The sequence below is a fragment of the Candidatus Pseudothioglobus sp. Uisw_016 genome (assembly GCF_048087635.1).
Taxonomy (GTDB): Bacteria; Pseudomonadota; Gammaproteobacteria; order PS1; family Pseudothioglobaceae; genus Pseudothioglobus.
In genome coordinates this window covers 764,046-786,919 of the sequence record NZ_CP159806.1, presented here as the reverse complement: position 1 = coordinate 786,919, position 22,874 = coordinate 764,046, and the positions used below count along the sequence as shown (strand labels likewise).

Sequence of the window (22,874 nt, the reverse complement as noted above, 5' to 3'; positions counted from 1 at the left end):
ATGACACTTTTAAAATCATTCAAAGATCTAGATTATAGCGAAGCTCTCGAAAGTGATAAAGAGGCGCATGAGTGGCTTAAACTTAATGATCACCGCTTTGGTCAGCTGATTAATGGAAAATTTATATCTAATAAAAAATCTAAATTAATTGCTAGCTTAAATCCCTCAAATGGTAAGTTACTAGCCAATATTGAAATTGCAAGTTCTGAACAGCTAGATTTAGCAGTAGAAGCTGCTAGAAAAGCACAACCCTCTTGGGAGTTACTTGGAGGCCATGGAAGAGCTAAAATTCTCTATGCCTTAGCAAGATTACTACAAAAACATTCTAGATTAATATCTGTACTTGAAACACTTGATAATGGAAAGCCAATTCGTGAAAGTCGTGATATTGATATACCTCTTGCAATAAGGCATTTTTACTACCATGCTGGCTGGGCACAACTTCAAGGCAAAGAGTTTTCTAGTTACCAGTCAATTGGTGTTGTTGCTCAGATTGTCCCATGGAACTTCCCACTATTAATGTTATCTTGGAAAATTGCTCCAGCTCTTGCTATGGGTAATACTATTGTCTTTAAGGCTGCAGAGCAAACTCCAATTTCAGCAATGTTTTTTGCGTACTTATGCGAGCAGGCAGGAGTTCCACCTGGCGTTGTCAATATGATCAATGGTGATGGAAATATTGGCGCTGAACTTGCAGCTCATAAAGACGTTGATAAAGTTGCATTTACTGGCTCAACTGCTGTTGGTCAGTCCATCAGAAAAAGTACAGCTGGACAAGGTAAAAAACTTACACTCGAACTTGGCGGAAAATCTGCATTTATTGTGTTTGAAGATGCAGATCTTGATGCTGCAGTTGAAGGCTTAGTTGATTCAATTTGGTTTAATCAAGGAGAGGTTTGTTGTGCTGGATCAAGATTATTGGTTCAGGCTGAAGTTGCTGAAGACCTTCACTTAAGAATTAAGGAAAGAATTAAACAATTACGCTTAGGCTCTCCTCTTGATAAGTCAATAGACTTAGGCAGTTTAGTTAGCAAGACCCAGTTTAATAGAGTGAATGAAATGGTCAAAGATGGCTTAAAGCATGGCGGAGAAATTTATCAGGCATGTGATATTGAGTCAGAGGGTAACCTCTATCCCCCAACTCTTATTACAAATATTGATTCTAGTCACCCGTTAGCTCAAGAAGAAATTTTTGGACCTGTTTTAGTCTCAATGACTTTCCGAACTCAATCCGAAGCAGTTGAATTAGCTAACAATAGTAGATATGGATTAGCGGCAAGTATTTGGAGTGAAAATATTAATCGCACAATGGATGTTGCTCCTAAAATTAAAGCCGGTGTTGTATGGATTAATTGTCATAATCAGTTTGATGCGTCTTGTGGATTTGGCGGCGTCAAAGAGTCTGGATTTGGCCGTGAAGGTGGAAAAGAAGGTCTTTATGAGTACCTTAAGCCTAACGGTTTAAAGTCATCAAAGAAGACTACTGCTTTAATTACTAAAAATCCTAAAAATAATGCTATTGACCGAACATTAAAATTTTATATTGGTGGAAAGCAGGTAAGGCCAGACGGTGGTCATAGTATTGCAACTTTCAATGTTGACGGAAGTCATGCAGCTTTCGTTGGTGCTGGCAACAGAAAGGACGTAAGAAACGCTGTAAGTGCAGCCTCAAAAGCATCATCCTGGAGCACCCAAAGCGGTCACGGCAGAGCTCAAATTATTTATTTTCTTGCTGAAAATTTATCGGTACGCGAATCTGAATGGATTCAACGACTTATAACTCTTTGTGGGGTTTCAAAAAAACAAGCTAAAGCTGAATTTGATGAGAGCATCAGTCGACTCTTTAGTTATGCTGCCTGGGCAGATAAGTATGACGGAGCAGTTCATAGTGCGCCTTATAGAGGCATTACAATGGCACTTCCAGAGCCCATAGGTATCCTTGCTCAAATTGCTCCGGAAGAGCTTCCATTACTTACATCAATCTCTTTGATTGCGCCGGCATTAGCTATGGGAAACCGAGTTGTTTTAATTCCTAGTGAACGCTTTCCAAGTGTTGCCTTGGAGTTAGTACAAACAATTGAAACTTCAGATGTACCAGCTGGTGTTATAAATATAGTTAGCGGTAATAAGCGTGAGCTTGCTGAGCAAATTGTTGGTCATGCAGAAGTTGATGGAACATGGTGTTGGGCGGATCAAGAGACTATTGCCTCTATTGAAGCTATAAGCGCTATTGACTTAAAACGCTTGTGGGTTCATGAAGATAATGATCGAGATTGGCTTAACCCTGATCAGGGTGAAAGCTTAGAATTCCTTAGAAATGCAACTGAAGTGAAAAATATTTGGACTCCATATGGCGACTAATTTATGAGCGCATTATTCCTTCCTCAAGAACTAATTAGAAAAAAACGTGATGGCCTTATACTGAATGACCCTGAAATTGGTTTTTTAGTTCAAGGAATTACTGATGGCAGTTTGACGGATGCTCAGTTAGGCGCATTTGCAATGGCAGTTTTTAAATGCGGCATGACTATGGATGAGCGCGTTAGTTTAACTCAGCACATGATGCACTCAGGAGATACGCTTCAGTGGCAAGACCTTAACTTAGATGGTCCAGTAGTAGATAAGCATTCAACTGGCGGCGTAGGAGACAAGATAAGTTTAATGTTGGCTCCAATAGTTGCTGCTTGTGGAGGCTATGTTCCAATGATTTCTGGTCGTGGCTTGGGTCATACGGGTGGCACACTAGATAAGCTTGAAAGCATTCCAGGATATAATGGAACTCCTGATAATACAAAATTTAGAATGCTTGTTAAGGAAGTTGGCTGCGCTATTATTGGGCAAACTGCTAAACTTGCTCCAGCAGACCAGCGTTTTTATGCAACTAGAGACGTCACCGCAACAGTTGAGTCAATTGACCTTATTACCGCGTCAATTCTATCAAAAAAACTAGCCTCTGGACTTGATGCCCTTGTAATGGACATTAAAACAGGTAATGGTGCATTTGCTGCAAACTATTCAATGGCGCAAGAATTAGCCCAAAGTATTGCCAATGTATCGAGTAAATCTGGCGTGCCAACTAGCTGCTTGATCACGGATATGAGTCAGGTTCTTGGTCATAGCGTAGGTAATGCTATAGAAGTCAAAGAGTGTATAAATTTTTTAATCAAACCTGAAAATGCTAACCTTAGACTACTTGAGCTTACCATTGAGTTAGCAGCTCATATGTTGCAGCTGAGTGGCATTGAAAGTGACCTTGAAACTGCTCGAGTGAAATCTCAAGATGCACTAACGTCTGGCAAGGCAGCTGCAATATTTGAACAAATGATTTCTGCTCTTGGTGGGCCAAGTGATTTACTAGAAAAGTCTTACAAACACTTAGTCCCTATGCCCATTATTAGGCCTATAGTAGCAAAATCTTCTGGACATATTTTAGAAATGGATGTGCGCGCTATTGGTCTTAGTATGATACATTTAAAAGCTGGCAGAACTAAATCTAGCGACCCAATAGATCATGGCGTTGGATTAAGTGATATTGTTGAAATCGGTCAATGGATTGATAAAGGTGAGCCACTTGCTATTGCACATACGCGAGATAAAGAACAATTTAGCTATCTCCAAGAAACTATTCCTGGATTTATTTCATTAGGAGCTAAACATATAGAGCCACCAACCCTAATCCATGAAATACTAGGCTCAAATTAGAAGGTTTATAGATGAAAAGATCAATTATTTTAGTTTTAGATTCTTTAGGTTTAGGTTCAACTAAGGACTCGCATCTTTATGGTGATACAGGGGCAGACACTTTAGGTCATATTATTGAGTCTTGTGATTCTAATAGTGCAAATAATTCTGAGCGAAATGGCCCCCTAGTTATTCCTAACTTGATTCGATGGGGTTTAGGGGAGGCTGCAATTGCAAGCCGTAAAAAGCCCTTACCAATATCTCGAGTTGAGCCTCAGGGCGCTTTTGGTTATGCGAAAGAAGTTAGTGCTGGCAAGGACACCCCGAGTGGTCACTGGGAGATTTGTGGTCTGCCAGTTCCTTTTGAATGGGGAACATTTCCAAAAACTGAAAACTGCTTTCCTGAATCACTCCTTCTTAGCCTTTTAAAGGAAGGAAAAATAGATGGGACACTTGCAAACAAACATGCATCAGGCACTCAAGTAATTGAAGAGTTTGGTCAAGAACATATAGATAGTGGATTTCCTATTTGTTATACCTCGGCTGACTCAGTATTTCAAATTGCTGCCCATGAAGAGCATTTTGGATTAGATAGGCTCTATGAATTATGCACTATCGCAAAACGCTTAGTTGATCCACTAGAAATTACAAGAGTAATCGCAAGGCCATTTACTGGAAACTCTAAAGATGGCTTTGAGCGAACTGCTAATCGAAAAGATCTTACTACGCCGCCCAATGGCCCAACGCTGTTAGACAATATTCAAGATGGTGGTGGAGATGTTATTTCAGTTGGAAAAATTGGAGATATTTTTTCGAATCAAGGAGTCAGCTATACCGTTAAGGCAGCTAATAACATGGGCTTGGTTGATCAATTATTATCTGAAATGAAGAAAGTTAATGAAGGACTAATCTTTGTAAATCTAGTAGATTTTGATACCAAATTTGGCCATCGACGTGATGTTGCAGGATACGCTCTAGCACTCGAGCAATTTGATGCTCGAATACCTGAAATTGAATCGCAACTAACCAGCAATGACTTGGTGCTAATAACAGCAGATCATGGCTGTGACCCAACATGGCCTGGTAATGATCACACCCGTGAACATGTTCCAGTTGTTTTTTATGGAAAATCAATAAAAAACAATAACTTGGGTGAGCGAGAAAGCTTCTGTGATATGGGACAAACTATTGCTCAGCACCTTGAAATAGAGCCTTTACTTCATGGTAAAGCTTGTAACTTAAGTTAATTTATATGCAAGATCAAATTCAAAAGCTTCCCAAAGTTGAGCTTCATAGCCACTTAGAAGGAACTATTAACCCTAAATTATTTCATGAAATTGCCAAACGTAATAACGTTGATTTTGATGAAGATATTTTTGATGAAGATGGTGGTTATGCCTGGACTGACTTTCCAAGCTTTCTTAAGGCTTATGACTCAGTAAGTTCATGCCTTAAAAATGCTAAAGATTACAGGGATATTATGTATGAATATCTTAAAGACTGCTCATCACAAAATGTAATATATGCTGAGACCTTTATATCCCCTGATCACGCTAGTGATTGCGGTATTAGCTATAATGACTTGATTAGAGGGTGCGCAAAAGGAATAGATGATGCGCAGTTAGATTTTGGTATTATTGGGCGAATTATTGTAACTTGCGTACGGCATTTAGGACCTCAAAAAGGGGTTGATGTTGCACAAAAAATGGTTGATAACCCTCATCCTTATGTTGTTGGGTTTGGTATGGGCGGTGATGAAAATTCATTCAAATTAATTGATTTTGCCCCTGCTTTTAATATTGCAGCTAAAGCTAACTATCCTTGTACTGTTCATGCAGGTGAGATATGCGGTGCAGAAAGTGTTTGGGATGCCATAAATTATTTACCCGTTAGTAGAATTGGTCATGGAGTTAGAAGCGTGGAAGATAAACATCTACTAGATGTTCTAAAAAATCGTAATATAGCCTTAGAGATTTGTCCTGGAAGTAATCTAGCTCTTTCGATATACCCTAGTTGGGAGAGTCACCCAATCAAACTCATTATGTCTAAAGGGATAAGTTTGAGCCTTAATTCAGATGATCCACCATTTTTTCATACTAGCGTTGGTCAAGAATATCAAGGATGCGCTGATCAACTTGGCTTTGAAATTAAGCACCTTAAATCTATCTCAACAATGGCTATTAAGTCTTCTTTTGCAGACCCTGAGACAAAATTAAACCTCCTCAGTAAAATTTCACAGTCTTAATTAAGAAAAAATAGAATTCTATAAATATAAATGACGAAACCTCTATAAAATTTCAGATAATAAAGATGCTGTAAAATCCATTCAAGTCACATTATTTAAATAACAACTAATAATAAAAATGTCTCTATCAAAAAAATACATCACAGCTGACGAGTTACTACTTGACTCTTTTAGATTGGGAGTTCAAATACACAATAGTGGTTTCAAACCTGACTTTATTGTTGGAGTTTGGCGAGGTGGAACACCAGTTGGTATAGCTATTCAAGAGATTCTTGGGTATTTGGGTAATGAGTCTGATCATATTGCGATTCGAACTTCATCATACTACGGCATTAATAAACAAGCAAAAGAGGTTAGGGTTCATGGTATCGACTATCTAATCAGTCATATGAATGCTGAAGACAAGCTTCTTATTGTTGACGATGTCTTTGACTCGGGTAGAAGTATTAAAGCGATCTTAGATACTTTGAACGAAAAATCTAGAAAAAATATACCGCATGATATTCGCATGGCTATGCCTTGGTATAAGCCTTTAAGAAACATAATAGATACTGTGCCAGATTACTATATTCATGAGACTGATGATTGGCTAGTTTTTCCTCATGAGATGGATGGACTTTCAGAACAAGAAATCTTTGAAAATAAGAAAGATATGAAAGAAATCTTATCTCACGTTAAAGTTAAGTAAATCTTCCAAGGTATCAAAATTTAGAAGGCCGATTTAATAACGTCCCACAACCCATAAAATATGGCAAGCCATATTAAGCCCTTTATTAGAAAAAATAGAAAAGGCAAAATAATAAGCATCCACTTATTTTTAATTCGCTTTTTAAGAAACTTAATCATGAAAATGACAAGCAACCTCATGATTGCTTGATACCTCTTTAAACTCAGGCTTTTCTATTGCACAAATATCTTGAGCTTTTTGACACCTTGTTCTAAAAACACAACCTGAGGGTGGGTCTACTGGTGATGGTAAGTCACCTTCTATTAATATTATTTTTTTACTTTTTTCAATACTAGGATCAGGAATAGGAACTGCAGAAATAAGAGCCTGGGTGTATGGATGTCTTGGTTTAGTATAAATATCATCACTGTTTGCAAGTTCAACCATATTGCCTAAATAAAGAACCATAATCTTAGTACTGATGTGCTTGACAACACTTAAATCATGGGCAATAAAAATTAAAGTTAAATCCATCTCTTCTTGCAAATCCATCAAGAGATTAACTACTTGAGCTTGAATTGAGACGTCAAGCGCAGAAACTGGCTCATCACAGATAATAAGCTTTGGTTTTAAAATTAAAGCTCTTGCAATACCAATTCGCTGACACTGTCCACCCGAAAACTCATGAGGGTAACGATTAACTAAATTATCCAATAAACCAACTTTATTCATTACGTCTTTAACTCTCTCTTTTACATCGGACTCTGGTGTTTTAGGGTAATGTGTTCTTAATGGCTCTGCAATAATTTCGCCAATATTCATTCTAGGATTTAGACTTGCAAGAGGGTCTTGAAAAATCATTTGAATTTGTTTACGGTGCTGCCTCATTTCAGACTTGTTTAGAGTTAACAAGTCATTCCCAAACCAAATTACTTTTCCTGAATCAGCGGGCACCATTTTAACAATTGCTCTCGCCAAAGTAGACTTTCCACAACCTGACTCCCCAACTATGCCAAGGGTTTCACCTGAATTTAAATCAAACGAAACGTTATTTACTGCCTGTAATTTCTTGGCCTTAGTCCATGGCATATCTCCTTCTGAGGAAACATCAAAATTTACTTTTAAATTCTGAACCTGAAGAATTTTATGCTCACTCATAATATATCCTCTATGGCAACGTGACAAGCTCTATAGTGATCATTATTATCAACTTTAGCTAGGATAGGAGTTTGCAAAGAGCATGTAGTATTTGCAAATTTACAGCGCGGTGAAAATGGACAGCCAACTGGCGTTAGCATCATATTCGGAGGGTTTCCAGGAATTGTCACTAATCTATCTGCTGAGTCATCAAGCCTTGGCACCGCGCTCATTAAACCTTGAGTGTAAGGATGCGTAGCATTAGAGTAGAGATGCTCTGTTTTACCTATCTCCATTACTTCTCCTCCGTACATAACAAGCATCTCATCACTATTTCCAGCTACAACTCCAAGATCATGAGTAATTAAAATAATTGACATGCCAAATTCTTTTTGAATATCAGCTAGCAATTGCATAATTTGAGCCTGCACAGTAACATCTAAAGCAGTCGTTGGCTCATCAGCGATTAGAAGCTTAGGATGACAAAGTAGAGACATTGCAATCATTACGCGCTGGCGCATTCCACCTGAAAACTCATGTGGATACATCCTTATGCGATTTTTAGCGTCTGGAATTTTAACAGCATCAAGCATATTGATTGATTGCTGAATAGCATCCGACTTTGAGACCCCTTGATGGTGGACAAGTACTTCAGCCATTTGCTCTGAAACTCTTACATAGGGATTAAGACTGGTCATTGGATCTTGAAAAATCATTGCAATTTTTTGAGCCCGAATAAGGTTGAGCTCCCTGCTAGGAAGGTTAAGAATCTCTTTACCTTCAAATTTAACACTACCACTTGCCCTGCCATTGTGATCAAGGAGACCGTTCATAGCAAAAACAGTTTGGCTTTTTCCACTTCCAGATTCACCAACTATCGCTAAGATCTTTCCCTCATCAAGTGAAAAGCTAACATTGTTAACTGCACTTACTATGCCATCTGCAGTATCAAACTCTACTTTTAAATTGTTTACTTCTAAAAAGCTCATAGTAGTTTATCGATCCTTTGGGTCAAGCGCATCACGCAAGCCATCACCAATAAAATAAAAGCAGAATAAGCTAACAACAAAAAATGCCAACGGAAATAGAAGTTGCCATTCAGTATCGTAGCGAATTGTTCCAGCACCTTCTTTAATTAAAGCGCCCCAACTTGTTGATGGCTCCTGCACTCCAAGACCCAAAAAGGATATAAAACTTTCTGCTAATATTATTCCAGGCACTAAAAGAGTGGCATATACCGCAACAATACCTAGAAGGTTAGGAACAATATGACGCGTTATAATTTTAAAGTCACTAACTCCAGTTACCCTTGCAGCTTCAATAAATTCTTTATTTTTAAGATTAAGGGTTTGTCCCCTAACAATCCGGCTCATATCTAACCAAGATAGTAGGCCAATTCCTATAAAAAGCATTCCAATTGAGCGGCCAAATACAACCAGCAAAAGTATTAAAACAAACATGTATGGAATTGACATCAATATGTCAACAATACGCATCATTATTTGATCAGTCTTACCTCCTAAATAACCAGAGGTAGCACCATATAAGGTACCCACAAAAACCGCTACTGTTGCTCCTAAGAAGCCAACCATTAGGGAGATTTGTGTTCCTTGTATTACTCTTGAGTATAAATCACGACCTAGATCATCGGTCCCAAAAAAATGTCCACTTTCAATTGATGGCATCCCAACTCTTGCTGCAGAGCCCATTGCATTCCAGTCAATCTTCTCATAACTCCAAACAGCAAAATATGGCCCAATAAACGAAAAGAGTACTATCGCTGCAAGAATAAAAAGGCTAACAGTTGCAGCCTTGTTTTGCATAAATCTTATACGCGCATCCTTCCATAATGAACGGCCAGTTCCAGAATCAGAAAGATTATCCGCCATCTCTTTTATCTTTTTTTTATTTATTACAATCATTTTCTAATATCTAATCTTAGGATCAACCCATGCGTACAAAAGATCTGCGATCAAGCTAAATAAAATTGTAAGGCCGCCAACTACAATAGTTATTCCCATCATTACTGAGTAGTCTCTATTAAAGGCTGAATTAACAAAAAAGTAGCCCATGCCGCCAGTTGAAAAATACATATCAATGATTACAGATCCTGTTATTAATCCAACAAATGCCGGGCCAAGGTATGAAATTACTGGAAGAAGGGAAGGCTTTAATACATGACGAAAGAAAATTATTTTTGTTGGAAGTCCTTTAGATTTTGCTGTTCTAATGTAATTCGTATTTAGAACCTCAAGCATAGATGAGCGAGTTATTCGAGCAATAGATGCCATATAGCTCGTTGAAAGCGCAATGACTGGCATTATAAGGTACTGCCACGATCCTCCGTTCCAGCCACCACCTGGCAGCCAATCAAGCCATAAAGTAAAGACGATAATTAGTAATGGCGCCATTACAAAATTTGGGAGCACTTGCGCGCCAATTGATACACCTACTGCTAAGTAATCAATCCAAGTGTTTTTACGTATTGCAGCAATTGCGCCTAATGGTATGCCAACTCCAACAGCAACAATAAATGACCAAAAACCATACTTCAAAGTAATTGGAAACCCTTGTGCAATAATTTCGTTTACACTTCTGTCATGATATTTGTAGGAGGGCCCAAAATCAAATTCAGTTAAAACTCCCCAAAGATAACTAAACATCTGTCGCCAAATTGGCTGATCTAGGCCATATTTTGCCTCAATATTTGCAAGTACTTGGGGTGGCAGTGGTCTTTCCGATGTAAATGGCCCACCAGGAGCTGCGTGCATTAAGTAGAAGCTAACCGCAATAAGAACAAGCAGAGTCGGAATAGCAATTCCAATTCGCTTAACTATGTAGTTGATCATATCCGAAATTGACCAGAAAAAATTTAATGAATTATTGTACCGTACAAATAAAAAAGCACCGCACAATATCTGTGCGATGCTCTTAGAGTCAAACTAATTATTACTGCGCAATCTTATACAAATTGCGAGAATATACGTTTTGCTCAACGTTGTTATAAGGCCAACCTTTTACATTAGTTTTAAGCATAAATACACCAGCGTAATGATAAATAGGAATCACTGGCATTTCATTTGCTAGGATCTCCTCAATGCGCGTGTAATTACCTGATGCATCAGACATAGTCCTTGCATCTAACATAAGCTGATCTACCTCAGCATTACTATACTTACCATCATTGTAACCAGAAGGAGTAGTAAGAAGGTCTAGGAAAGTAGACGCTTCATTGTAGTCACCACACCAAGCTCCACGTGCAAGTTCAAAACCTTGACCGCCACGAGTTTTAAGGAATGTTTTCCACTCTTGATTAGCAAGAGTCGCTTCAACACCAAGTGTTTCTTTCCACATTTGCTGGGCTGCAATTGCAATCTTCTTATGACCTTCAGAAGTGTTATATAAATACTCAAACTTCAAAGGATTACTTGGTCCATAACCAGCTTCACTTAACAGCTCAACTGCTTTAGCGTTTCTCTGATCTTGAGTCATACGACCAAATGCAACTGAAGGAACGTCAAATCCAGCTGTCGCTCCAGGAGTAAATGTGAATGCGTTGATTTGTCCAGCTTGTAAGATTTTTTCAGTAATAACTGAGCGATCTATAGCATAGGCTAGAGCATGACGAACACGAACATCTTTAAATGCTTCAGGACCACTAGGTGACATATTAAAAGTCATGTAGTAGTTACAAAGTCTTGGAAAAGAAGTTGCTTGATTAGGATAGTCCTGTTTCAGGCGAATATACTGACCTGAAGGCACAGTTCCTTTGTCAAGTTCATTAGCTAAATAACGAGTCAAATCTGTATTCTCATCATTTATAACTAATCCAACAACCTTATCAAGAATTGTTGCATCGTTATTCCAATACATAGTGTTACGCTCACGTACTGAACGCTCATTAGGAATATGCTCAGTTAAAATATATGCACCATTAGATACAATATTTTCAGGCTTAGTCCAATCATTACCTGATGTTCTAACTACCCACTCAGGACTTGGAAAAGTTGAGCTATGCGTAGTCATTGCAGCAAAATATGGCAATGAAGCTGTTAAACGAACCTCAAGAGTATGATTATCTAGAGCAGTAACTCCAAGAGTTTCAGGTGAAGCGTCGCCAGATAACACAGCTCCAACATTTTCAATAGCCATAATTTCAGCAAACCATGAGTAAGGTGAGGCTGTAGCAGGATCTGCTAAACGTCTCCATGAGTATACAAAGTCATGCGCGGTAACTGGGTTACCATCTGACCACATTGCATTGTCACGAAGAGTGAATGTATAGACATCTTTTGCATCATTTGTTGTAAAGCCAGTCGCAACACCTGGAACAAGATTTCCATCTGCATCTTGATTCATCAGGCCTTCAAAAAGGTCACGAACAATATCAGCTCCTGAGACATCCTCAACGATTTGAGGGTCAGCAGAACTGAATTCATCTAACAAACTGTATGTAAATGTCTGATCATCAGCTAGGGTTTCGCCTGTTACTGGGTGAGTTGCTGCAAGCACTGAGGCTGAAGCAAAAGACGCCAATACAAATCCCACTGCCAACGACTTAGGCAAATAATTCATATTTTTTCTCCTTAATATTAAAAAAATTAAAAATCCGTCATAATGAAATGAGGACTAATGAAAGTTTATACTTATTTATATTAATATTGAAATTTTTTATGAATTATTTGTCTATTAGAAACGTTTAAAAAGTTTTATAGCTTTTTCATCACCAATTGGATCCACAGAAATTTGAGATCCACCTGAAGTTATATAAATAGGTTTTTTTCCTCTAAGCTTCTTATTCCAGCTTTTAAGTGAATCAAGGATTATTTCACCCCGACTAATAGATTTAGAATCAGCTTCTAAATTCATGACTTTTGGAATAGAGTTAAGCCTCATTGATCCAAGAATTGAATATTTAGCCATTCCAAAAGAATATATAAACGATATAACAATAATCAAGATCAGTAATGGCGCACCAATCTTTCGCCACTTAATCCAAAGAAAGATTGAAGTATAAACAAAGAAACATAGGCCTCCCCAAAGAGCTGACTGACTTAATAACATTAACTATCCAAAGATTAATAGTAGTTGATTCTTGAACATTTATTGCGTAATCATAGAAGTTTTCTACATATACTTAAAATTTCCATTCAATCTAAGAACTGTAGAAAACAAAAAAGCCTGCAATACTGCAAGCTTTATAGAATATGGTGGGGCGTGAGCGACTTGAACGCTCGACCAGCGGATTAAAAGTCCGATGCTCTACCAACTGAGCTAACGCCCCATATAAAAACGAGAAATTATACTGAACTAATGTTCATTAATCAATCGTAAATTAGCCTTTATTAACAGCCTCTTTGAGAAGTTTTCCAGGCTTAAAAAAAGGAACAAATTTTTCAGAAACTTCAGTCTTTTCGCCAGTCTTTGGATTAATACCCATTCTGCCTTTACGATGACGTTTTTGAAAACCACCAAAACCTCTTACTTCAACGCCTTTACCAGAAATTACTGCTAAGCTAATTTCTTCAAGGATAATTTCAACAGATTGTTTTGCTTCTGAGCGTGTAATTCTAGTTTCTTTAGATATTACATCAATAAGGTCGATTTTTTTCATATAATTAGCTGCTATACCATGGTATAGCAGCTTTAATTAATTATTTATCTTTAGCTTCTTTTAAGAGATCACCAAGTGTTGATCCAGAAGTTTGAGTCGATTGACTGTTATAGTCATCCATGACTGCTTTTTCTTGAACCGAATCTTTAGCTTTCATACTTAAATTTACTTTTCGTGTTCTTTTGTCAATTAAAGTAATAGCGACTTCAACCTCTGCACCTTCTTTTAGTACTGTTGATGCGTCATCAATTCTATCTTGAGAAATTTCAGACACCTTAAGATAACCAGTAATTCCAGCAGCTAATAATACGACAGCGCCTCTTGCATCTACCTCTTGGATAACACCTTTAACAATCGAACCTTTAGAGTTTGCAGTTGCATATTGAGAGAAATCATCTGAAGTCAACTGTTTAATTCCTAAAGAAATTCGTTCTTTTTCAGCATCTATATTAAGAATTACAACATCAAGCTCTTGTCCCTTTGAATAAGTTGAGACAATTTGATCTGCAGACTGCTTCTCCCATGAAATATCTGCTAAATGAATAAGCCCATCAATTCCACCTGGAAGGCCAACAAAAAGACCAAAGTCAGTAATTGACTTAACTGTTACGTTAATCATGTCGCCTTTATTATGCGTCCCCTCGAATGCTTCCCAAGGATTTTCTTTTGCTTGCTTCATACTAAGAGAAATTCTATGTTTAGACTCTTGCACATCAAGAACTACAACATCTACTTCTTGGCCAAGCTTAACAAACTTAGAAGGCCTAGCGTTAGCATTTGTCCAGTCCATCTCACTCACGTGAACAAGTCCTTCAACACCCTCTTCAATTCTTACAAATGCACCATAATCAGTTAGGTTTGAAACCACACCCGAAACTTTTTTGCCCATTGGAAGACGCTCTGAAATATTGTCCCAAGGGCTTGGTGTTAACTGCTTAAGTCCTAAAGAAACCCTCATTTTCTCTTTATCATAGTTGAGAATTTTTACTGTAATCTTGTCACCTATAGATAGCTTCTCAGACGGGTGGTTAACTCTCTGCCACGATATATCTGTAATGTGAAGTAACCCATCTACACCGCCAAGATCAACAAATGCACCATAATCAGCTAAGTTTTTAACAATTCCTTCAACTTCTTTGCCAGTATCAAGATTTTCAATTAAAGCCTCTCTATCAGCTGAGTTAACTTCCTGCATAACAGCCTTTCTAGAAATAACAATATTATTTCTAACTTCGTCCATTTTAATAACAAGAGCCTCAATTTCTTGACCTAGTAAGAAATCAAAATCTTTAACAGGCCTTACGTCTACTAAAGAACCAGGCAAGAATGCTTTGATAACACCAATATCAACTGTCATACCGCCCTTAACAGAGCCTGTAACAATGCCTTTAACAACTTCTTTAGTGTTCATCGCGTTTTCAAGCTCTTGCCACATCTTAATGCGTTTCGCTTTTTCACGTGATAAAAGAGTGTGACCTAAGCCATCATCAATTGAGTCAAGTGCGACTTCAACAACATCACCTTCAGTGATCTCAAGCTCGCCTTTGGCATTTTTAAATTCGTGTAATGAAATAAAACCTTCAGACTTTAGTCCCACATTGATAATCGCTTTTTCGCGATTCATGCTGACTACAGTTCCCATTAAAAGGGCTCCAGGTTTTACGTTTTGTTGTATTTCGCTATTTTCAAATAGCTCGGAAAATGATTCTGACATATTTATCTCGATGTTGACCGGTAATTATTAAGCTGTGTCGGTTTAAGCTTAACTCATATCGGGTTAATTAAAAAATAAAGACTTGACCGCTCAAGTCTTAACTAACGCCATCACTTTTGCAACGACTTCATTAATTGTTAGATTCGATGTATCTATAACTAATGCATCTTTTGAAGCAATTAAAGGAGAATGTTTGCGACTTGCGTCCCTCTCATCTCTCTTTTTAACCTCTTCCAAAGTTTGCGAAAGGATACCAGCAATACCATTGTCATGCAACTGTTTTAGTCGTCTTTGTGCCCTTTCTTCCACATTTGCTGTCAAAAATACCTTAAAAGGTGCACTTTCGAATACAACAGTTCCCATATCTCGGCCATCGGCAACTAATCCTGGAGGCTTCTTGAACTTTTGCTGCCTTATTAAGAGTGACTCCCGAAGAGGGCCAATCATCGCAAATTTTGAAGCGAGCTCTGCAGTTTCTTCAGTTCGAAGTTCGGCTGAAACTTCAATATTATCAAGATAAACACTGAGTATATTTTTATGGGGGTCTGACTCAAATTTTAAATCAAGATTGGATGCTAACTTCAGCAGTTCATCAGTATTATCAATCTTAATATTTCGCTTAGAAGCCGCCAAAGCAAAAGCTCGGTATATTGCTCCTGAGTCCAACAAATTCCATTTCAGCTCATGAGCCATGATATTTGCTACAGTCCCCTTCCCTACTCCACTAGGTCCATCAATAGTTAAAACTGGAATCATAATACTAACTAGAGGCTCTTAAACTACTTCTCATACTCAGGTCTCATATGAGGAAATAATAAAACATCTCTTATTGACGCTGAATCTGTGAATAGCATAACTAAACGATCAATACCAATACCTTCTCCTGCGGTTGGGGGCATTCCATACTCAAGGGCTCTAATATAATCAGCATCATAATGCATGGCTTCATCGTCTCCTGCATCTTTTTCACTAACCTGGTCTTTGAACCTTTGGGCCTGATCTTCAGGATCATTGAGCTCCGAAAATCCATTCGCTATTTCACGGCCACCAATAAAGAGTTCAAAGCGATCAGTAATAAATGAATTTTGATCATTGCGCCTAGCCAGAGGAGATACTTCTGTAGGATACTCAGTAATAAAAGTTGGTTGAATTAACTTTTCCTCAACAGTTGCTTCAAAGATTTCAATTTGAATCTTTCCTAAACCCCAGTTCTCTTTAAGATGAATTCCCAAATTGCTAGCAGTACTCCTAACATTATCTTCTGAAAGGTCAGAAGCTGATAACTTAGGATTGTATTTCAAAATTGAATCAAACACACTTAATCGTTCAAACGGTTTTGAAAAATCAAACTCATCACCCTGGAATTTTATTTTTGCTGATTTACAAACATCAATTGCAATACCTTTAAATAAGTTTTCAGTTAGGTCCATATAGTCATGATAATTTGCATAAGCCTCATAAAACTCAATCATTGTAAATTCAGGATTATGCCTTGGCGAGAGACCCTCATTCCTAAAATTACGGTTAATCTCAAAAACCTTATCAAATCCTCCAACTACTAACCTTTTAAGATAGAGCTCTGGAGCAATTCTTAAAAATAAATCCATATCTAAAGCATTATGATGCGTAACAAAAGGCTTGGCTGCTGCGCCACCTGGAATGACTTGCATCATAGGGGTTTCTACCTCAAGATAACTGTGACGAATAAAGAACTGCCTAATGTAAGAAATTATTTCAGATCTTCTCTGAAAAACTTTTCTCGATCCTTCATTCATAATTAAATCAACATACCTTTGGCGATATATTGTCTCTTGATCTGTGAGTCCATGAAATTTTTCTGGCAAAGGTCTTAATGATTTTGTTAATAATTTAATATCACCCACTCGAATAGATAGCTCACCGGTTTGAGTCTTAAAAAGAACCCCAGACGCTCCAATTATGTCGCCAATATCCCACTTCTTGAATTGCTCATTGTAGAAGCCCTCTTCCAGCTCATCTCTAGTTACAAAAAGTTGAATTTGGCCAGAAGTATCTTGAAGCTGAACAAAGCTTGCTTTACCCATTATTCTCTTGAGCATTAATCGTCCAGCAACAGTTACAAATTCTCCCGCCTCTTGAAGGTCTTCATTTGAAAAGCTATCAAACTTCTCATGAATAGAGCTTGCTAGGTTTTGAGGCTTAAAATTATTAATATATGGATTGCCTGACTCTCTAAGCAATGCTAATTTAGATTTTCTTTCTGCTATTAATTTATTTTCGTCTAGATCACTCACTTTAATCCTATTATTTGTTTGATTGTTCAATCTCTAACTTTGCAAGCTCTTTAGCTTTTTTAAAATCTTTTTCAGCTAGCTCAATTTTTCCTAATCGCCCATATACTGAGCCACGATTATAATATGCTTGATAAAAAGTATTGTCTAAATCAATCGCCTTATTTAAATCTTTCAAAGCCAACTTATCCTTTGCTATTTTAGAGTAAGCATTGCCTCGATTATAATAAGCTGCAATATATTCTGAATCTAAAGAAATTGCCTTTGAATAAGTTTTGATTGAGTCATGACTTTTATTTAACCGATCAAAACAGTTGCCCAAGTTATTTATAGCGCCAACATCTTCTGGCTTAATCTTTAATGCAGCCTCAAAAAAATTAATTGCCTCATGGAAATTCTCTTTTTCTTGTTCCATATAAGCTAAACAGAAAAAAGCTTCAGAGCTATTCGGGTTTGAACTTATTGCTTTCGTCATGCTTTCATAGGCAATATCATTATTACCCTGCTGCAAGTGTAAATTACCAAGATTTAAATGGGCATTAGAGGACAACTCTTGCGTGACTAAACTATGGTTTATTAGCTCATTCCATACTTGTATTGCCATAGAAATCTCACCAATTTTTTGATGCCTATATGCCTTCACAATTAAATCACTAATTTCAGTATTGTTATTCATAGAAGCATTTTAATTTATCACTTTAATAATTTTTTAGCTCTTTCAATATCGTTATCTGAACTGGAAAGGTAAGTGTTTTTACTTCTTGTTATCCTATATAAATAAATAAAGCATAAAAATAGCAAGAGGAGAGGGGCAAACCATAATAGATATGTTTTACTATTAATTGGCGGCTTAAAATTAACAAAGTCCCCATATCGCTCGACCATAAATAAATAAATATCTTTGTCAGATTTATTATCTAATATCATTGTGCGAACTTGTTCACGAAGGTCACTAGCAAGACTAGAATTTGAACCGCCAATGCTCTGGCCCTGGCATACAGGGCATCGAATATTTTCAATTAAAACCGTGTAACGATTTTCCTGATCACGTGTTTCAAAGTCTTTTGCTTCAATACTTTCAGCTAAAGCTCCTTGAATAAGTAAAAGTGCAAGCACAAATTGAATAAAATAACGCATTCACATAGCTGTTATTTAAAATTTTAATTTTAACGTATGCCACTTATAACCTTAGACAATATTTCTCTTAGATTTTCTGAAAAAGTTATCTTAGATGAAATCAATGCGACCATCCTCAAAGGTGATAAGATAGGCTTAATTGGTCGCAATGGTGAGGGGAAATCAAGCTTTTTGAAGGTTTTAGCAGGACTGATTCATGCTGACGATGGTAATTTAAAAGTTAAAAATAACACTAAGATAAGCTACTTAGAGCAACAACCTCCAGAAGACAATGATCATTCGCTATTTAATATTGTCGCCCGAGGGCTCGGTGAAACTGGAAAGCTTCTTGCTGACTATCATGACTCATTACAAGTCGGCGATATTGAAAAAAGTGCTCAATTGCAAAATGAAATAGAAAGTAAAGATTTATGGCACTATTTACATCAAATTGAAACAATTTTGAATCGCTTTAAATTAGAACCAACAGCAAAACTTTCAACACTTTCTGGTGGCTGGAAAAGAAGAGTAATGCTTGCTAAGGCCATTGTCCAAGAACCAGCACTTCTCTTACTTGACGAGCCAACAAACCATATGGACATCACTGCAATTCTTGATTTAGAGAAAATGCTCAAGGATTTTCATGGGACACTAATTCTTATCAGCCATGATCGATCATTTGTAAACGGCATCGTTAATAAGATTTTTGACCTCGATCGGGGAAAACTTTCAATATTTGACTGTGGCTATTTAGACTACCTAAAAAGAAAAGAAAATCTTCTTAATAGTGAAGAGCTGGAAAACGCAAGGTTTAATAAAAAACTTGCTCAAGAAGAAACCTGGATTCGTCAAGGAATAAAGGCAAGACGAACAAGGAATGAAGGGCGCGTCAGAGCTCTTGAGGATATGCGAAAACAGTTTGTAAATAAACGTAAACACCAAGGTCAAGTTAGAATTCATGCGTTAGAAGATGAGAAACGAGTCTCCAAGCTAGTTTTTGAAGTTAAGAATGTAAGTTATAAAATTGGTCAACTCGAGCTCGTAAAGCTATTCTCTCTTTTAGTCTTAAAAGGTGAAAAAATAGGAATTATTGGAGGCAACGGATCAGGAAAATCAACATTAATTAAACTTCTTCTCGGCGAACTTACTCCAGATGTAGGAAATATCCGTCGATCAAAAACTATTCAGCTCGCTTACTTTGATCAAATGAGAGAGTCACTTAACCCTAACATGAAGGCTATGGATTTTGTATCCGGAGGCAAAGATTTCATAGATATTAATGGAAAAAGTAAACATGTAATTGGCTATATGCGTCAGTTTTTATTTACAGGAAAACAAGCAATGGCTCCAATTAAGATGTTTTCTGGTGGTGAAAAAAATCGTTTAATGCTTGCCAAAATATTATCTCAACCAGCCAATCTCTTAGTTCTTGATGAGCCAACCAACGATTTAGATGTCGAAACGCTTGAATTATTAGAAGAAATGTTAGTCGACTATGCCGGAACACTTTTACTGATCTCACATGACAGAACTTTTTTAAATAACATTGTAAGCTCAACAATCGTTATGGAGGGTGACGCTATTATTGATCAGTATGTTGGTGGTTATGATGACTATATCCTGCAAAAACATGAAAAAATAAATACTCAACCTAAAAAAGATGTAGAACTTAAATCTAAATCTAAAAATATTTCACAAAAGCTATCATTCAACGAGCAGCAACTATTAAAATCATTACCTGAAAAGATTGAAGATCTCGAAAATGAAATTTCAATGTCACAAAAATTACTATCTGACCCTGACTTTTATCAAAACCCTGATGCACAAAACTTGACAATCAAATTAAGCTCAATGGAAAAAGAAGTGGGATTACTATATGACAAATGGAGTGAATTAGACAGTGGAAACTAACTCTATCCCATTAATTGTAGATCTAGATCACACACTAATTGATACGGATCTTTTATTCCTATCTTCTTTAGGCGTGTTAAGCAAAAGTCCATGGCTTATTGCACATTATTTTTTTTGGCTATGGAAGGGAAAGGGATATTTAAAAGATCAACTGGTTAGAAGGTTTGAAATTAATATCCCTGAGCTACCCTACAATGATAACGTTATAAGCTACATAATGAAGCGCAAAAAAGAAGGCTCAAAAATAGTCCTTGCTACTGCTTCACATAAAAATTATGCTTTTGCAGTTGCTAAGCACCTTAAGATTTTTGATGATGTTATGGCTAGCAATAAAGACTTTAACTTATCGAGTCACAATAAAGCAGACACTCTGGTGGAGCGCTTTGGTGAGAGAAAATTTGATTACATGGGGGATCACATGAGAGACCTTCCTGTATGGGAAGTATCAAGACTATCAATCATTGTTAATGCAACAAGTCGCATAATAGCAAACACAAAACATCTAAAAACTCTCGTTATATCAAGTAAAGCTTAAAAACCTTCTACAAAATAAGATAACCCCGAAAGTATAAGATAGATCAAAAATGTTGCTGCTAAAACCCATGTTGCAACTTTTGATAACCCAAGGTTTTTTCCCATTACTCGATTATAGAAAAGCCAAATAACATAACTTACTACCATCGCTGCAATTAAAAGTCTTAATATAAACATAGCCAGATTTATTTTTTAAATGATTGGTTTATTTTAATCGCTAATTTAGAATTAATCCCAACTACTTTTTGTAACTCATCAACACTTGCATTTTGCACTTCTTGAAGTCCTCCAAAATGGTTTAAAAGAGCACTTCTTTTATTTATACCAACCCCTTTAATTAGCTCCAAAGAAGACGTAGTTCGTTTTTTTGCTCTTTTTTTACGATGGTTTTTAATTGCAAATCTATGAGATTCATCTCTAATATGGTTGATTAAAAGGAGCGCTGGATCAAAGGGAGAGAGTGTTATTTTTTTGACCTTTTCATCTTCAACTGTAATAAGAGTCTCTAGCCCTGCTTTTCTTCCTTCACCTTTAGCAACTCCAACCAACATTACTGAATCCACTCCAATTGAGTTCATAACCATAATTGCTTGGTTAAGCTGACCTAAGCCGCCATCAATAAATACTATATCAGGCATAGCTTTTTTTGAACTAAGGAGGCGCGAATATCTTCGATATACTGCCTGGTTAATTGCAGCATAATCATCACCCGGTGTTATGTCTTTAATATTAAATTGCCTGTAACTACTGACCTTTGGGAGTCCCATTTCGAATACTACGCATGAAGCAGTTGTTGCCTCTCCCATAGTATGACTTATATCAAAGCACTCCATAACTTTTGGTATCGTTTTTAATGCCAATGTTTTTTGAATTCCTTCGAGTTGCTTCATCTTAGTAAACCTTAATAGTAGATGTTGTTTTAAATTTTCTTTAGCATTAAGCGTAGCCATCTCTAAATAATGTTTTTTATCTACTCTAGGAGATTGAATAAGTTTTGTAGATAGGCCTGCCTCCAATACAGACTTATCTTCCAACTTGTGGCTCAAAACTATCTCTTTAGGCGTTTTTGTGCCCAAATAATATAGCGGCAGGAATGCACTTAAAACCTCTTCACAAGAATCATTTTTTGCATTTTTTGGAAAGAAAGTTTCACTACCAACTTGTTTGCCTCCACGGACAAATACTAATTCGATGCAATGAGTATCAGCATCATTTACAATACTTACAACGTCCATATCAGAGCTAAATTGAGAGCCATGCCTCTCTTGAATTGTTCTTAAGCCAATAAGTTGATCTCGATATTTAGCGGCAGCTTCAAAATCAAGATCAATCGAAGCATGTTTCATTTTCTGAGAAACCTGGTTTAAAAGCTTACTCGCCTTACCATTCAAAAAAAGTGACACCATATCAACATCTTGCTCATACTTATTATCTGAAATTTTTCCAACACAAGGCGCACTGCAAAGGCCAATTTGATACTCTAGACAAGGCCGAGAGCGAGCTCTATAAAAACTATTAGTACATTGCCTTACTTTGAATATCTTTTTGAGAAGAACTAAAGCATCACGAGCAATATGCGAAGATGGGTATGGCCCAAAATAATGATAATTTTTATTTTTTTTACCCCTAAACATTCCTAAGCGAGGATGGACATCGTTACTGAGAAAAATATAAGGGTAGCTTTTAGAGTCTTTTAAAAGTATATTAAATTTAGGTTTAAACTGCTTAATAAGCTCATTTTCAAGGAGAAGTGCCTGGGTTTCTGTTTTTGTAATTATGATAGAAAAATCATCTATATTTTTTTGAAGAAGCTGAGTTTTTGTATTATGATTTGAGCTGCTAAAATAGTTTGAAACGCGATTTTTTAAATTTTTTGCTTTACCAACATAAATAACCACTCCTGACTTATCGAGCATTTTGTATATGCCTGGCTCTTTAGTAAGATTTTTAAGTTTTATTTTTATATTTTGATTATGCATTTCATT

21 protein-coding genes and 1 tRNA gene are annotated in these 22,874 nt (G+C 36.9%); 7 read left to right on the top strand and 15 right to left on the bottom strand.

The window, feature by feature from the left end:
* The 5 genes from ABXT69_RS03930 (at position 1) to ABXT69_RS03910 (ending at position 6,614) form a co-directional block, all read left to right on the top strand.
* Complete coding sequence (locus ABXT69_RS03930) at positions 1-2,361, top strand: aldehyde dehydrogenase family protein (protein WP_416679356.1); 2,361 nt, start codon at positions 1-3, stop codon at positions 2,359-2,361.
* Between the two features lie 3 nt (positions 2,362-2,364).
* Positions 2,365-3,702, top strand: a complete 1,338-nt coding sequence (gene deoA, locus ABXT69_RS03925; protein ID WP_416679353.1) for a thymidine phosphorylase — start codon at positions 2,365-2,367, stop codon at positions 3,700-3,702.
* Between the two features lie 11 nt (positions 3,703-3,713).
* Positions 3,714-4,928, top strand: a complete 1,215-nt coding sequence (locus tag ABXT69_RS03920) for a phosphopentomutase (RefSeq protein ID WP_416679352.1) — start codon at positions 3,714-3,716, stop codon at positions 4,926-4,928.
* A 5-nt stretch (positions 4,929-4,933) separates the two neighbouring features.
* Positions 4,934-5,926, top strand: coding sequence for an adenosine deaminase (gene add / locus ABXT69_RS03915; RefSeq protein ID WP_416679350.1), 993 nt, complete (start codon positions 4,934-4,936; stop codon positions 5,924-5,926).
* Between the two features lie 118 nt (positions 5,927-6,044).
* Positions 6,045-6,614 carry a phosphoribosyltransferase family protein gene (locus ABXT69_RS03910; protein ID WP_271556279.1) on the top strand — a complete coding sequence of 190 codons (570 nt, stop codon included), beginning with the start codon at positions 6,045-6,047 and terminating at the stop codon, positions 6,612-6,614.
* Positions 6,615-6,764: 150 nt separating this feature from the next.
* Here the strand turns inward: ABXT69_RS03910 and oppF are convergent, their stop codons facing one another.
* From oppF to ABXT69_RS03845, 13 genes are all read right to left on the bottom strand, one after another.
* On the bottom strand, positions 6,765-7,751 hold the full coding sequence (gene oppF / locus ABXT69_RS03905) for a murein tripeptide/oligopeptide ABC transporter ATP binding protein OppF (RefSeq protein ID WP_416679348.1): 987 nt from the start codon (positions 7,749-7,751) through the stop codon (positions 6,765-6,767).
* Positions 7,748-8,719, bottom strand: a complete 972-nt coding sequence (locus ABXT69_RS03900) for an oligopeptide/dipeptide ABC transporter ATP-binding protein (RefSeq protein WP_416679346.1) — start codon at positions 8,717-8,719, stop codon at positions 7,748-7,750. Before ABXT69_RS03900 ends, oppF begins: the two co-directional genes overlap by 4 nt.
* Before the next feature lie 6 nt (positions 8,720-8,725).
* On the bottom strand, positions 8,726-9,652 hold the full coding sequence (locus ABXT69_RS03895; RefSeq protein WP_416679345.1) for an ABC transporter permease subunit: 927 nt from the start codon (positions 9,650-9,652) through the stop codon (positions 8,726-8,728).
* Between the two features lie 3 nt (positions 9,653-9,655).
* On the bottom strand, positions 9,656-10,579 hold the full coding sequence (gene oppB / locus ABXT69_RS03890; protein WP_271556285.1) for an oligopeptide ABC transporter permease OppB: 924 nt from the start codon (positions 10,577-10,579) through the stop codon (positions 9,656-9,658).
* A 100-nt stretch (positions 10,580-10,679) separates the two neighbouring features.
* Complete coding sequence (locus ABXT69_RS03885) at positions 10,680-12,305, bottom strand: peptide ABC transporter substrate-binding protein (protein WP_416679342.1); 1,626 nt, start codon at positions 12,303-12,305, stop codon at positions 10,680-10,682.
* 114 nt (positions 12,306-12,419) lie between these two features.
* Positions 12,420-12,794 carry a hypothetical protein gene (locus ABXT69_RS03880; protein WP_416679341.1) on the bottom strand — a complete coding sequence of 125 codons (375 nt, stop codon included), beginning with the start codon at positions 12,792-12,794 and terminating at the stop codon, positions 12,420-12,422.
* Positions 12,795-12,938: 144 nt separating this feature from the next.
* Positions 12,939-13,014: transfer RNA gene (locus ABXT69_RS03875), tRNA-Lys, on the bottom strand.
* A gap of 51 nt (positions 13,015-13,065) precedes the next feature.
* On the bottom strand, positions 13,066-13,344 hold the full coding sequence (locus ABXT69_RS03870; RefSeq protein WP_416653297.1) for an HU family DNA-binding protein: 279 nt from the start codon (positions 13,342-13,344) through the stop codon (positions 13,066-13,068).
* A 40-nt stretch (positions 13,345-13,384) separates the two neighbouring features.
* Positions 13,385-15,058, bottom strand: a complete 1,674-nt coding sequence (gene rpsA / locus ABXT69_RS03865) for a 30S ribosomal protein S1 (protein ID WP_416679339.1) — start codon at positions 15,056-15,058, stop codon at positions 13,385-13,387.
* Between the two features lie 90 nt (positions 15,059-15,148).
* Positions 15,149-15,814, bottom strand: a complete 666-nt coding sequence (gene cmk, locus ABXT69_RS03860; protein WP_416679337.1) for a (d)CMP kinase — start codon at positions 15,812-15,814, stop codon at positions 15,149-15,151.
* 23 nt (positions 15,815-15,837) lie between these two features.
* A complete protein-coding gene (gene lysS / locus ABXT69_RS03855) occupies positions 15,838-17,331 on the bottom strand; it encodes a lysine--tRNA ligase (protein WP_416679334.1) in 1,494 nt (497 codons plus the stop codon).
* Between the two features lie 10 nt (positions 17,332-17,341).
* Positions 17,342-18,004, bottom strand: a complete 663-nt coding sequence (locus ABXT69_RS03850; RefSeq protein ID WP_416679332.1) for a tetratricopeptide repeat protein — start codon at positions 18,002-18,004, stop codon at positions 17,342-17,344.
* Positions 18,005-18,021: 17 nt separating this feature from the next.
* On the bottom strand, positions 18,022-18,465 hold the full coding sequence (locus ABXT69_RS03845) for a cytochrome c-type biogenesis protein (protein ID WP_271558534.1): 444 nt from the start codon (positions 18,463-18,465) through the stop codon (positions 18,022-18,024).
* A gap of 36 nt (positions 18,466-18,501) precedes the next feature.
* Between ABXT69_RS03845 and ABXT69_RS03840 the strand changes: the two genes are divergently transcribed.
* A complete protein-coding gene (locus ABXT69_RS03840) occupies positions 18,502-20,355 on the top strand; it encodes an ATP-binding cassette domain-containing protein (protein WP_416679329.1) in 1,854 nt (617 codons plus the stop codon).
* Positions 20,345-20,890 carry a hypothetical protein gene (locus tag ABXT69_RS03835; RefSeq protein WP_416679327.1) on the top strand — a complete coding sequence of 182 codons (546 nt, stop codon included), beginning with the start codon at positions 20,345-20,347 and terminating at the stop codon, positions 20,888-20,890. Before ABXT69_RS03840 ends, ABXT69_RS03835 begins: the two co-directional genes overlap by 11 nt.
* Here the strand turns inward: ABXT69_RS03835 and ABXT69_RS03830 are convergent.
* Both ABXT69_RS03830 and uvrC read right to left on the bottom strand, forming a co-directional pair.
* Positions 20,887-21,066, bottom strand: coding sequence for a hypothetical protein (locus ABXT69_RS03830; protein ID WP_271537817.1), 180 nt, complete (start codon positions 21,064-21,066; stop codon positions 20,887-20,889). The two genes, ABXT69_RS03835 and ABXT69_RS03830, sit on opposite strands and share 4 nt — an antisense overlap.
* A gap of 8 nt (positions 21,067-21,074) precedes the next feature.
* Positions 21,075-22,868, bottom strand: a complete 1,794-nt coding sequence (uvrC, locus tag ABXT69_RS03825; RefSeq protein WP_416679324.1) for an excinuclease ABC subunit UvrC — start codon at positions 22,866-22,868, stop codon at positions 21,075-21,077.
* Positions 22,869-22,874 lie beyond the last annotated feature (6 nt).